Source organism: Nocardiopsis sp. NPDC006938 (genome assembly GCF_042869555.1).
GTDB lineage: Bacteria > Actinomycetota > Actinomycetes > Streptosporangiales > Streptosporangiaceae > Nocardiopsis.
In genome coordinates this window covers 1-12,628 of record NZ_JBIAGA010000015.1, presented here as the reverse complement: position 1 = coordinate 12,628, position 12,628 = coordinate 1, and the positions used below count along the sequence as shown (strand labels likewise).

Below are 12,628 nucleotides of genomic sequence, written 5' to 3'. Positions count from 1 at the left end.
GCACCCCGGGCGCGCCCCGCTCACGCCTCGACGGGGCGGCGTTCGCGCAGGTGCGCCCAGGTGAGCGCGGTGACGTGCCCGGCCATCGTGTCCGGAGTCTCGTCGGGGTGGTCCAGCAGCCAGTCGGCGAAGGCGTCGGCCGTGCTCACCGCGACGCGCGCGAGGAGCTGGGCGTCGCGGGGTTCGAGTACGCCGTGTCCGTCCCGGGTACAGGAGGCGATGAGATCGGCCACCTCGGCGGTGACGCGGTCGCGCATCCGGGTGGTCTGGCCCGCGAACGGCTCGCCCTGGGCGGCGGCGCGCCGGTAGAGGACGGTCCAGCTCTCGCGGTTGTCCACGACGAAGGCGAAGAAGGCCTGCATGCCCCGGCGCAGGGGGTCCTCCTCCCGGGGCGCCAGCGGGTCCTGGACGGCGGCCCGGACCGCCTCGACCAGCCGCTCCGTCTCGCGTCGCACACAGGCGACGAAGATCCGCTCCTTCGAGCCGAGATAGTGGTAGACGGTCGGTTTGGAGGTCCCGGCCGCCGCCGCGATCGCGTCCACGCTGACCGTGCGGTAGTCGCCCCGGGAGAACACGGAGACGGCGGCGTCGATCAGCTGCCGTTCCCGGTCCGCGCGCCCGAGCCCGCGTCGTTTGGTCGTCACGTGAACCGAGCCTACGGGCGCGTGGTGCCCGAGGGCGCGGGCCGTTGGTCCACCCGTCCCGGCCGGTTCCCGGGGCCCGCGACCGGGAGGGCGTGACCTGTGCGGCCGCCACCGGCCCCGGGGCGGCGCGTGGCGCATCCCACAGAGGGCCTCGGTGGCTTCGGAGTCTCACGCCAGGGGGTGGTCCCGGAGCTCCAGGGTGCAGCACTTGGCGCCGCCGCCCGCCTTGCGCAGCTCGTCGAGTTCCACCGGGTGGACGGTGAATCCCAGCGTCCGCAGCCGGTCGGCGAGCCGGGTGGCCTCCGCGGCGACGACCACGTCGTGCCCGTCGCTGACCGCGTTGAGCCCGAGGACCCGGGCGTCCTCCTCCGTGGCGATCAGGGCGTCGGGGAAGAGGGCCTCCAGAACCCGACGGCTGCCCTTGGAGAAGGCACCGGGGTAGTAGGCGATCCGGTCGCCGGACAGGGCGAACAGCGCCGTGTCCAGGTGGTAGAAGCGCGGGTCGACCAGTTGCAGGGTGACCACCGGGCGCCCCAGGAGGCGCTCGGCCTCCTGGTGGGCTGCGGCCTCGGTCCGAAAGCCCGTCGCGGCCAGGACGACCTCGTCGAGGGTGATGAAGTCGCCCTCGCCCTCGTTGACGTACTTGGCCTCCGAGGTCTCGGTGTACCCCTCCTGGCGGAACCAGTCCAGGTAGGCGGGGCCCTCGGGGGTGCGCTCGGCGCTGGCGAACCGGGCTCCGTAGACGCGGCCGTCCACGACCAGCGCGCCGTTGGCCGCGAAGACCATGTCGGGCAGCCCCTCGATCGGCGCGATCTCGCTCACCCGGTGGCCGAGGGAGAGGTAGAGGTCCCGCAGCTCCTCCCACTGGCGGATGGCGCGCGGCCGGTCCACCACCACGTCGGGGTCCATCCAGGGGTTGATGGCGTACTCCACCGTGAAGTAGGTGGGTCGGCACATGAGGTAGTGCCGCCGCGTGGGCGCGGTCGAAGGGCCGTCGGGTCGAGCCATGGAACCTCCCCGTCGAGGCGTACCGGAGACCGGTGGACACGTACCGGTCCGGGCAGCGGGCCGGGCCGCGTCTCCGGCGGACAAAGAGGAGATACCCACCCAGAAGCCCCGCCAACACAGGCTTTCCTCAAGGGTGACGCGTTCGGGAGGAAGGGGGCGACACGTCGGGGAGCGGTCACCCCCATGCGAAAGACCGACCGGCCGGTATTGCTAGGGTCGCGGGACTTCCGCGATTGGAGAGCCATGAGTACGACCGTCAGGGCCGCCGTCTTCTCCGCCACCGGCGCCTCCCCCGAGATCCGCGACGTCGTCCTGCCCGACCCGGGCCCCGGCCAGGCCCTGGTCCGCATGTCGGCGGCGGGGGTGTGCCACTCCGACCTCTCGCTGTCCGACGGCACGCTGCCGCAGACCTGGCCCGCCGTGCTCGGCCACGAGGGGGCGGGCACCGTGGAGGCGGTCGGCCCCGGGGTGACCGAGGTGGCGCCGGGCCAGCGGGTGATCCTGAACTGGGCTCCGCCCTGCCGGTCCTGCTGGTTCTGCGCCCAGGACGAACCCCACCTGTGCGAGCACGCCCTGGACGGCACGCTCTCCCCCTACGCGGAACTCGGCGACGGCACCCCCGTCTACCCGGGGCTGAACACGGGAGCCTTCGCCGAGGCCACGGTGGTACCGGTCGGCGCCCTCGTTCCGTTGCCGGAGGGGGTCGACCCGGCGGTCGCGGCGGTGCTCGGGTGCGCGGTGCTCACCGGCTGGGGCGCGGTGAACAACGTCGCCCGGCTGCGACCGGGACGGTCCGCGCTGGTGCTGGGGCTGGGCGGGGTCGGCCTGTCGCTGCTCCAGGCGGCCCGGATCGCCGGGGCCGACCCCCTGGTGGCGGTCGACGCCTCCCCCGAGAAGGAGGAACTGGCCCGGTCGCTGGGCGCCACCGACTTCCTGGTCGCCGACGACGACACCCACCGGGCCGTGCGGCGGCTCACCGGCGGACGGGGGGTCGACCACGCTTTCGAGGTGGTCGGCCGGGCCTCGGTGGTACGCACCGCGTGGAACGCGGCCCGCCGGGGCGGAACCGTGACGGTGGTGGGCGTGGGCTCGCACCGGGACGAGGTGTCCTTCAGCGCCCTGGAGCTGTTCCACCAGGCCCGCACGCTCCAGGGTTGCGTGTACGGGTCCTCGGACCCGGTCCGGGACATCCCGCTGCTGGCCGAGGCGGTCCGCTCCGGAGAGCTGCGGCTGGCCGAGATGATCACCGACGAGATCCCCTTGGAGGGCGTGCCCGAGGCCTTCGAGCGGATGCGCCGGGGGCGGGGCGGCCGATCCCTGGTCCGCTTCGGAGTCTGACCCGGCGAGGCGGCGCCGTCGGTCGGCGCCGGGGGTCGCGGAGAGGAACACCGAGCGCCTTCCCGAAGGCCTTTGTCACCGGGTGACAAAGGATGTGGCGGAGGGCACACACCAGCCTTGCCCGCGACCCCGCTCCGGTGCACAGTCGGCACCATCACGCACGCCGCGCCCGCCGGGCGCGGACGACCCCCGAGGAGAACCGCATGGGCACCGGAGCCGACCAGGCCGACGTCGTCGTCGTGGGGGCGGGACTGGCCGGACTGGCCGCCGCCGCCGAACTCGCCGACGCCGGGAGGCGGGTGGTCCTGCTGGACCAGGAACCCGAACAGTCCCTCGGCGGGCAGGCGCACTGGTCCTTCGGCGGGTTGTTCTTCGTCGACTCCCCCGAACAGCGCCGCATGGGCATCCGGGACTCCCGTGAGCTGGCCCTCCAGGACTGGATGGGCACCGCCGCCTTCGACCGCCAGGAGGACGCGTGGCCGCGCCGGTGGGCCGAGGCGTACGTGGACTTCGCCGCCGGCGAGAAGTACTCCTGGCTGCGCCGGATGGGCCTGAGGATCTTCCCCGTCGTGGGATGGGCCGAGCGCGGCGGCTACCTCGCCGACGGCCACGGCAACTCGGTCCCCCGCTTCCACATCACCTGGGGCACCGGACCGGGCGTGGTCGCACCCTTCGCACGCCGGGTGCGCGACGCCGCCGAACGGGGCCTGATCTCGCTGCGCTTCCGCCACCGGGTGGACGAACTGGTGGTGACCGCGGGGGCGGTCACCGGGGTGCGCGGCACGGTACTGGCCCCCAGCGACGCCGAACGGGGCCGGGCCAGCAACCGGGACGCCACTGGAGACTTCGAGATCGGCGCCCAGGCCGTCATCGTGACCGCCGGGGGCATCGGCGGCAACCACGACCTGGTGCGCCGGAACTGGCCGGAGCGGTTGGGAGCCGCGCCCCGGCACATGCTCTCGGGGGTGCCCGCCCACGTGGACGGGAGGATGCTCGGCATCACGGAGCGGGCGGGCGGCGAGGTCATCAACCGCGACCGGATGTGGCACTACACCGAGGGCATCCAGAACTGGGACCCGGTCTGGGAGCGGCACGGCATCCGCATCCTGCCCGGCCCGTCGTCGCTGTGGCTGGACGCGACCGGCAAGCGCCTGCCCGCCCCGTACTTCCCCGGTTTCGACACACTGGGAACCCTGGACCACATCATGCGCACCGGCCACGAGTACACGTGGTTCGTGCTGTCGCAGAAGATCATCGAGAAGGAGTTCGGCCTCTCCGGTTCCGAACAGAACCCGGACCTCACCGGCAAGGACCTCAGGCTCGTCCTCCAACGGGTGCTCCCCGGCGCGCCGGGCCCCGTGGAGGCCTTCAAGCGCAACGGGGCCGACTTCGTGGTCGCCGACCGGCTGCCCGAGCTGATCCGGCGGATGAGGGAGGTCGCGGGTGACGACGTGCTGGACGCCGACACGGTGACCCGCGAGGTGGTGGCCCGCGATCGGGAGATGGCCAACACCTTCACCAAGGACCTCCAGGTGATGGCGATCCACGGCGCCCGCAACTACCGGGGCGACCGGCTCGCCCGCGTGGCCCGGCCGCACCAGATCCTGGACCCCAAGGCCGGTCCGCTCATCGCGGTGCGCCTGCACGTCCTCACCCGCAAGACCCTCGGCGGGCTGCACACCGACCTGGACGCCCGGGTGCTCCGTGCCGACGGCACGCCGCTGCCGGGGGTGTACGCGGCCGGTGAGGTGGCGGGGTTCGGCGGGGGCGGCGTGCACGGGTACCGCTCTCTGGAGGGCACCTTCCTCGGCGGCTGCCTCTTCTCGGGCCGCACCGCGGGCAGGGCCGCCGCCGCGGCGCTGGGCTAGCCGGAAGGAGCACGGGTCGGAGGACGAACTCCGGCCCGGACCGGTCGCGGGGGAGCCGGGCGCCCGGCGCGGGCGCCCGGCTCCGTCACGTCCGTCCCCCGGCCGGCTCCGGGTCTTCGGGAGCCTCGGAGGCCTTCTTGCGCGGACGGCCCCGGCGGGGGAGGTCTCCGGCCTCCTTGGGCATACGCCCCGCGTCGTCCAGGGCGCGGCGCAGGAGGAACTCGATCTGGGCGTTGGTGCTCCGGAGCTCGTTCCCGGCCCAGCGCGCGAGCGCGTCGTGGACGGCGGGGTCGAGCCGCAGCAGCACCTTCTTGCGCTCGGGCACGGCACCTCACCCGGATCTACTGGTAGAGGGTCCCGGTGTTGACGACGGGGCTGGCGGGGCGGTCGGAGCACAGGACCACGAGCAGGTTGCTGACCATGGCGGCCTTGCGCTCCTCGTCCAGATCCACCACGTTCTCGTCGGACAGGCGCTCCAGGGCGCGGTCGACCAGCGTGACGGCGCCCTCGACGATCTCGGCTCGGGCGGCGATCATGGCGCTGGCCTGCTGGCGCTGGAGCATGGCCTGGGCGATCTCGGGGGCGTAGGCCAGGTGGGTGAACCTCGACTCCACGATCTTCACGCCCGCCGCGTCGACGCGCTCGGCGACCTCCTTGGACAGCTGCTCGGTGATGGCGTCGGCGCTGTCGCGCAGGGACGGCACGGCGTCGTCACCGTAGGAGTCGTAGGGGTACTTGCCCGCGATGTGGCGGACGGCGGCCTCGGTCTGGGTGGAGACGAACTGGAGGAAGTCGTCGACCTCGAAGGAGGCGCGTGCGGTGTCCTCGACCTGCCAGACGACGACGGCGGCGATCTCGATCGGGCTGCCGGCGGCGTCGTTGACCTTCATGACGGAGGTCTCGTGGTTGCGGATGCGGGTGGAGATCGCGTTGCGCACGGTGAGCGGGTTGACCCAGCGCAATCCGTCCGTGCGGATGGTCCCGACGTAGCGGCCGAAGAACTGCACGACCTGGGCCTCGTTGGGGGCGACCATGGTCAGGCCGATGGCCAGGACGACGCCGACGACGGCGATCACCGCGCCCACCGCGACCAGGGCCACGTGCAGGCCGAGCAGGGGGAGCGCCGCCACGGCGGCTCCGCCGAGGAACAGGGCCAGGGACACGACGAACATGGGGATTCCACCGGACCCGAAGGCCTCGCGTTCGCGGTACTGGGGTGCTGGCCTGACGACGTTCGGTGTCGAGCTCATCCGTCGACCGTCCTTCCTGGGGATGCGTTTTCGAGTGCTGACTGGAGCATAGCATTGTGATATCACTTTTTATGGACGGCCTCCCCCGGGGCCCTGACTGAGAGGAGAGGTCGACTCCATGAGCACCGACGCTCTGCGCCTACGACCGCCCAACCACCGTGTGGACCGGCGCGCGGTCTGGTGGTGGACGACACGGTCCCTCGCGGTGACGCTCGTACTCACGGTCGTCCCCGTCGTTCCCGCCCTGATCTGGGAACCGGTCCGCCCCTGGTTCCTGATCGCCGCTGGTGTCCTCGGAGGGGTCGGACTCCTGGTCACGGTCGTCATGCCGCAGTGGCGGTTCAGGGTGCACCGCTGGGAAGTGACCGACACCGCCGTGTACACCTCCAGCGGGTGGATCTGGCAGGAGTGGCGGGTGGCCCCCATGTCCCGCGTCCAGACGGTGGACACCGAGCGGGGACCACTCCAGCGGGCCTTCGGGTTGTCGAGCGTGACCGTGACGACCGCCTCCGCCGCCGGACCGATCGAGATCAGCGGCCTCGACCACCGGTTGGCGACCGAGGTGGCCGACCAGCTCACCGACAGCACTCAGGCGGTTCCCGGAGACGCGACATGACCCCCCACGACAACCACGGAACCGAAGAGGGCCGACCGATGGGGGAACCGCTACCGGAGGGGCCACCGCCCGCGGAGGGCGCGGCGGGCGCCGAGGACGGTTGGGAGCGGCTGAGCCCGCTCAGCGTGTGGGCCTCCACCGCGCTCGCGGCCGCGTTCCTCGTGCCGTCAGCGCTCGTGGGCACCGTCGTCCTGTTCGTCGTCGGGCTCCCGTGGTGGGCGCTGCTCCCCCTCCCGGGCACCCTGGCCTTCCTCGCCCTGATGACGTGGCTGGAGATGGTGCGGCTGCGTGCGGCCCGCTACCGGGTCACCGACGAGCGCATGGAGATGCGTTCGGGCGTCGTCGCCCGGACCTACCGGTCGATCCCGCGTGAGCGCGTGCGCACCGTGGACGTGGCCGCCCCGATCTACACACGGATCTTCGGCCTGTGCGCGGTGACTGTGGGCACGGGGGAGTCCGCCGGGGCCGGCGGCGGGGACCAGCTCAAGCTGGAGTACGTGACCACGGGTCAGGGCGAACGGCTGCGCCGGGAGCTGCTGCGCCGCACCGCGCCCGCGAGCGCGTCCGACGGCGCCGCCGAGGGCTCCTCCGAAGAGGCCGGGCAGGAGACCGAGCTGGCCCGGCTGAACCCCCGCTGGTTCGCCTACGCCCCCGCCACCCCGGCGACCCTGGGGATCGGCCTCGGTGTGCTCGCCGCGCTCGTCGGGGCCAACGCCCAGAGCGGCGGTCACGCCTGGAGGTGGGTCTCGGACCAGGCCGGGCTGCCCAGTGCGCAGGAGTTGTCCGGCATCGTGATGGGGCAGCTGCTGCTGGTCGTCCCCACCGTCCTGCTGGTCCTGCTGGTCTCGGGCACCGCCGTGCTGCTCCTGGCCGCCGTGGAGACCTGGTGGGACTACCGGCTCGTCCGGGAGCCCGACGGTACCGTGCGGCTGCGCCGGGGGTTGCTGACCAGTGTCTCCCTGTCGGTGGAGGGCCGCCGACTCAACGGCGTGGTGCTCCACGAGCCCCTCGTCCTGCGGTCGGTGGGCGGTGCCTCCGTCCGCGCGGTGGCTACCGGCCTGTCGGCCGGCGACTCGCAGAAGACGGAGGCCAAGAGCCGCCTCTCCCCCGCCATGCCCCGGGGTCGGGCCCGGCGGTTGGGCGCCGCCCTGATGGGCGATCCCTCCTCGGCGCTGGACGCGCCGTTGGCGGTTCACCCGAAGGCGGCCCTGCGCCGCCGGTTCACCCGGGCGACGGTGTGCTCGCTCCTGGCGCTGGCCGTGGCCGGAGGGCTGGCCTGGCTGCACCGGGTGGCGACCGAGACCTGGTGGGCGGCGCTGCGCAGGGCCGAGGAGCAGTTCATGCCGTTCCCGCTGGCCACGCCGACCGTCGAGGCCACACCGGGTTGGGGGTGGTTCGCGGTGGCGCTGCTGTTCGCCGCGCTGGCGTTCTGGTACGCGGTGGGCTCCTACCGGGGCCTGGGGCACGGCCTGCATCCGCGGTATCTCGTGGTACGCGGGGGTATGGCCTCCCGGGAGACCGTCACCCTGGAGCGGGCGGCGGTGATCGGCTGGCGGATCACACGGTCGCCGTTCCAGCGCCGCCTGGGCCTGGCGGACGTGTCCGCGACCACGGCCTCCGGCGAGGGGATGTACACCGCCCGGGACGTGGGTGTGGGTCAGGGGCTGGCCTGGGCGGACGAGGCCGTGCCCGAGCTCCTGGCGCCGTTCCTGGAGCGCGCGGGCGACGAGGGAGCCCCCGGGCGGGCGCCCTCGGCCCTGCCCTAGGAAACCGGCCCCCACCGTGTGACACCGCGGAGCTCGCTCGGCGGAGCACGGTGGGGGCCGCCGGTCGTCGTCCCACGCGGCGCACCCGGCGCACCGGGCTTCGGCGGGGCGCCGGGAGACGCGTCGTCGACCGGGCACGGTCGCGCCCGGGTCGGAGTCAGGGCACGGGGTTGTCGAAGATGGGTTCGCCGTCCACCCGCAGGCCGCTGGTGTGGGTGAGCGCCATCTCCACCATGGGGTAGACCTCGAACAGCCGCCGCATGCCCAGCGCCTCCAGCACCCGTTCGGCGATCGGCGCGGGTTCGGCCAGGACCACGTGTCTGCCCTGCCCGGTCAGGACCTGGTAGACGGCCACCAGCGCGCGTACGCCGCTGGCGTCGAAGAATCCGAGGCCGGACATGTCCACGACCAGACAGTCGCACCGCGAGGCCTGGGCGGCCTGGAGCAGCCTCTCCCGGAGGCGGTCGGCGGTGGCCAGGTCCACCTCACCGTGGACGCGCACCACCGTCACTCCCGTGCAGGGAAATCGTTCCTGGGCCGAGAACGGGCCATCCTTCGCCACTCGGGCCACCTCTCACCGGACGTAACCTTCCCACTACGCAACCGCGTACGAGATCGTAACCTCTTCAGTGAGCTTCCGGGAGGGTTTCCTGAGAAAATCCGCCGGAATCTCGCCGATATGCCCCCTCCGCCACCCGGGTGTCACCATCGCCCGGGTTTGCCGGGGCGGCCAGGCGGGGTCGCCAACCACAGGACCCCCGTACCTTCCTCTCGGACACTCCCGATCCGACCCCCGCACCGTGCTTTCCGCGCGTTCGTGCGGTAAAAGCGGTACTTGGACACCCGTGTGTCGGCCGGTGACGCCGTTCCCCCTGGGGGCGCGGGTCGCCGACCGCCCTCGTGGACACGATGAGAGCGAAGGGAGGGAGCGGTACGCGGCTGCCCCGGGCAGTCCGCCGACCGCGACCCGATTGACCGAAACCGCTGACACCCAACCCGGCTGGTTCTCCTCCGAGGAGCTCGACAGCGTCCGCGCCAGCATGCCCGTCCTCTACGTCCAGGCGGTGCCCGTGCGGGTGGACGAGTCCGGGTCGGTGACGCACGTGGGTCTGCTGATGCGCGCCGACCCCGACGGCAGCTTCAACCGCTCGGTGGTCTCCGGACGGGTCCTGTACCACGAGCGGGTGCGGGACGCGCTCCTGCGCCACCTGGAGAAGGACCTGGGCCCGGTCGCCCTGCCCCGTATCCCCAGCTCCCCACAGCCGTTCACGGTCGCCGAGTACTTCCCCACCCCCGGGGTCACCCCGTTCCACGACCCCCGCCAGCACGCGGTGGCCATGGCCTACGTGGTGCCGGTGAGCGGCGACTGCCAACCGCGCCAGGACGCCCTGGACCTCGTGTGGTTCACACCGGAGGAGGCCACCAGCCCGCAGGTGCGGGCGGAGATGCCCGGCGGCCAGGGCGTGCTGGTACGCCAGGCCCTGGCCTACGTGGGGCACGCCCCGTGAGACCCGCGGGCGGGGCCGTCCTCGGGTGAGGGCCCCGCCCCGCGCTCGCCTGACCGGGGGGAGCACCGGGGCGGACGAGCGCGGGCGCCGGACCCCTCGGGCACCGCATCGACCGCCCCGAGTCCCGGCGACCCCCGAAGGGGTGGGGTTAGTCTGGAGGCCATGCTCGCATCCCTCGTCGCCGACGCCCTCGCACTGGTACCGCAGGACCCGCCCGGAGGCCGCGCCCGCGTGATCCTCGGCCTGACCGGCGCCCCCGCGGCCGGTAAGTCCACGCTGGCCCGGTACCTGGTGCACGCCGTCGACGAGCGGGCGGGCACGGGCACCGCCGGTTACCTGCCCATGGACGGCTTCCACCTGTCCAACGCCCAGCTGGACCGGTTGGGGCGCCGGAACCGCAAGGGGGCCCCGGACACCTTCGACGCCCACGGCTACCTCGCGATGGCGCGCAGGCTGCTGGCCGAGACCGACACCCCCGTCTACGTCCCGGACTACGACCGCAGGCTGCACGAGCCCATCGCCGCCCAGCACGTGATCGAGCCGGGCACCCGCCTGATCGTGACCGAGGGCAACTACCTCGCCAGCGACGAACCCCCGTGGGACGGCGTGCGGGGGTTGTTCGCGCAGCTCTGGTACGTGGAGACCGAGGACCGGGTCCGCGAACGCCGCCTGCGGCGGCGCCAGATGGCCGGGGGCGCGAACGCGGACGACGCCCGGGACTGGGTCGAGCGCAGCGACCGGCCCAACGGGGAACTCGTCAAGGGCATGCGGGAGCGCTGCACCCGGGTCGTGCGCGTGAGCGGAGTGCCCCGGCTGGGCTCCAGGGACCGCTTCTCCGCCCGTTGAAGCCCCCGACGGTGCGCCGTCCCACATGGCGGAGCGGGGGTCTCGCGGCGTGACATCGTGGCCGGTGAGGCGGATCACGGTAGGCCCCGGAACGCCTTCCCGGCGGTTGATCCCGCTTCGTCCGGTCCTGCGGTGACTCTCCCCGCCCCACCCCAAGCGTTCACATGTTGAGACAAAAGTTCCATATGGCGTCCACCGCGGCTAGCATCCCTCCATCGACCCGCACTGACCTGGAAAGAGACTCCTCATGAAGGACGTCGCCGAAGACAACACGGCGCCGGATCGGCCACAAGCCGAGACGGCACCGCCCCCGACCAACCCGAAGCGGAAGGTCCTCACGGCGAGCCTCGTGGGCACGTCCATCGAGTTCTACGACTTCTACATCTACGCGACCGCCGCGGTCCTGGTCTTCCCCTACCTGTTCTTCCCCGAGGGCGACATGATGGCCGCCCGCCTGCAGTCGCTGGCGACCTTCGCCATCGCCTTCGTGGCGCGCCCCATCGGCTCCTGGCTGTTCGGCCACTTCGGCGACCGGATCGGGCGCAAGGCCACCCTGGTGGCGTCCCTGTTGACCATGGGTATCGCGACCATCGCGATCGGCCTGCTGCCGACCTACGCGCAGATCGGCGTGGCCGCCCCGCTCCTGCTGGCACTGTGCCGGTTCGGGCAGGGGCTGGGCCTGGGCGGCGAGTGGGGCGGCGCGGCCCTGCTGGCCACCGAGAACGCTCCCCCCGGCAAGCGCGGCTTCTACGGAACGTTCCCGCAGCTCGGAGCCCCGATCGGCTTCTTCCTCGCCAACGGCGTCTTCCTGATCCTGAGCCAGGCCATGAGCGACGAGGCCTTCCTCGCCTACGGTTGGCGCATCCCGTTCCTGGTCTCCACCGTGCTGATCGTCGTCGGCCTGTGGGTGCGGCTCACCCTGCACGAGACGCCCGCCTTCGCCAAGGTCATCGCCTCCGGCGAGCGGGTCAAGACCCCCATCGTCGAGGTCTTCCGCCACAACTGGCCCGCCGTGCTCATCGGTACGCTCATCATGCTGGCGACCTACGTGCTCTTCTACCTCATGACCGTCTTCTCCCTGGGGTTCGGCACCGACCCGGAGAACGGCCTGGGCTACGAGCGCACCGACTTCCTCGTCTTCCTCCTGATCGGCGTGCTGTTCTTCGCGCTGTTCACCCCCCTCTCGGGCCTCCTGGCCGACCGGTTCGGACGCAGGCCCGTCCTGATCACCGTCACCTGCGCGATCATCGTGTTCGGCTTCGCCATGGGTCCGCTCATGGGCAGCGGCGGCACCGTCGGGGTGATGGCCTTCCTGATCATCGGCCTGTCCCTGATGGGCCTGACCTTCGGCCCGATGGCGGCGGTCCTGCCCGAGCTGTTTCCGACCAAGGTGCGCTACACGGGCGCCTCGGCCGCCTACAACCTGGCCAGCCTCCTGGGCGCCTCGTTCGCGCCCTACATCGCCACGTGGCTCGCGAGCACCTTCGGCCTGGCCTGGGTGGGCGGCTACCTGATCCTGGTCGGCACCATCACGCTGGGCGCGCTGGTCGTCAGCCGCGAGACCCGGCACGACGACCTCGACACCATCACCGCCCGGGTGACCAAGTGAGCGGTTGACCAAGTGAGCGGGTGAGCGAGCGCCCGGGTGACGGGGGACCCTGACTCCCCGACGGGGCCGGGGCGGGAGATGGCGAATTCTAGGAGTCGTCGCAACACGTAAGGTCAGTTGCTCGTTGTGAGCAGCTTGGCGAGGCGCTCGGCTGGGGTATCCCAGCCGAGCGTTT

Annotated in this window: 12 protein-coding genes; 7 read left to right on the top strand and 5 right to left on the bottom strand. The window is 72.5% G+C overall.

All coding sequences use genetic code 11. From position 1 onward, the window contains the following. Positions 1-20: 20 nt before the first annotated feature. Together ACFYL4_RS20885 and ddaH are read right to left on the bottom strand one after the other, a co-directional pair. Entirely contained in the window at positions 21-644 is a 624-nt protein-coding gene (locus ACFYL4_RS20885; RefSeq protein WP_387520104.1) for a TetR/AcrR family transcriptional regulator, read from the bottom strand. Between the two features lie 168 nt (positions 645-812). Next, positions 813-1,652 carry a dimethylargininase gene (ddaH, locus tag ACFYL4_RS20880; protein WP_387520102.1) on the bottom strand — a complete coding sequence of 280 codons (840 nt, stop codon included), beginning with the start codon at positions 1,650-1,652 and terminating at the stop codon, positions 813-815. A 243-nt stretch (positions 1,653-1,895) separates the two neighbouring features. Here ddaH and ACFYL4_RS20875 point away from each other — a divergent pair, with 243 nt between their 5' ends. Next, positions 1,896-2,990, top strand: coding sequence for an alcohol dehydrogenase catalytic domain-containing protein (locus ACFYL4_RS20875; protein ID WP_387520100.1), 1,095 nt, complete (start codon positions 1,896-1,898; stop codon positions 2,988-2,990). 203 nt (positions 2,991-3,193) lie between these two features. Then, positions 3,194-4,858: an FAD-binding dehydrogenase gene (locus ACFYL4_RS20870; RefSeq protein ID WP_387520098.1), complete on the top strand. Its 1,665-nt coding sequence runs from the start codon at positions 3,194-3,196 to the stop codon at positions 4,856-4,858. An 85-nt stretch (positions 4,859-4,943) separates the two neighbouring features. On the opposite strand, the gene ACFYL4_RS20865 is transcribed toward ACFYL4_RS20870, so the two are convergent. Together ACFYL4_RS20865 and ACFYL4_RS20860 are read right to left on the bottom strand one after the other, a co-directional pair. Continuing rightward, complete coding sequence (locus ACFYL4_RS20865) at positions 4,944-5,183, bottom strand: hypothetical protein (protein ID WP_387520096.1); 240 nt, start codon at positions 5,181-5,183, stop codon at positions 4,944-4,946. 16 nt (positions 5,184-5,199) lie between these two features. Next, positions 5,200-6,108 carry an SPFH domain-containing protein gene (locus ACFYL4_RS20860; RefSeq protein ID WP_387520094.1) on the bottom strand — a complete coding sequence of 303 codons (909 nt, stop codon included), beginning with the start codon at positions 6,106-6,108 and terminating at the stop codon, positions 5,200-5,202. 118 nt (positions 6,109-6,226) lie between these two features. On the opposite strand from ACFYL4_RS20860, the gene ACFYL4_RS20855 reads away from it, so the two are divergent. Next, complete coding sequence (locus ACFYL4_RS20855) at positions 6,227-6,724, top strand: PH domain-containing protein (RefSeq protein WP_387520092.1); 498 nt, start codon at positions 6,227-6,229, stop codon at positions 6,722-6,724. Continuing rightward, entirely contained in the window at positions 6,721-8,490 is a 1,770-nt protein-coding gene (locus tag ACFYL4_RS20850) for a PH domain-containing protein (protein WP_387520090.1), read from the top strand. Before ACFYL4_RS20855 ends, ACFYL4_RS20850 begins: the two co-directional genes overlap by 4 nt. 157 nt (positions 8,491-8,647) lie before the next feature. Here ACFYL4_RS20850 and ACFYL4_RS20845 read toward each other — a convergent pair whose 3' ends face one another. Continuing rightward, positions 8,648-9,001, bottom strand: coding sequence for an STAS domain-containing protein (locus ACFYL4_RS20845; protein ID WP_387520345.1), 354 nt, complete (start codon positions 8,999-9,001; stop codon positions 8,648-8,650). A 460-nt stretch (positions 9,002-9,461) separates the two neighbouring features. Between ACFYL4_RS20845 and ACFYL4_RS20840 the strand changes: the two genes are divergently transcribed. The 3 genes from ACFYL4_RS20840 (at position 9,462) to ACFYL4_RS20830 (ending at position 12,453) form a co-directional block, all read left to right on the top strand. Next, positions 9,462-9,998 (top strand): NUDIX hydrolase family protein, encoded by a 537-nt coding sequence (locus ACFYL4_RS20840; RefSeq protein ID WP_387520088.1) that lies wholly within the window; start codon positions 9,462-9,464, stop codon positions 9,996-9,998. A 162-nt stretch (positions 9,999-10,160) separates the two neighbouring features. Next, positions 10,161-10,844 carry a nucleoside/nucleotide kinase family protein gene (locus ACFYL4_RS20835; RefSeq protein ID WP_387520086.1) on the top strand — a complete coding sequence of 228 codons (684 nt, stop codon included), beginning with the start codon at positions 10,161-10,163 and terminating at the stop codon, positions 10,842-10,844. 247 nt (positions 10,845-11,091) lie between these two features. Further along, complete coding sequence (locus tag ACFYL4_RS20830; RefSeq protein ID WP_357769135.1) at positions 11,092-12,453, top strand: MFS transporter; 1,362 nt, start codon at positions 11,092-11,094, stop codon at positions 12,451-12,453. Positions 12,454-12,628 lie beyond the last annotated feature (175 nt).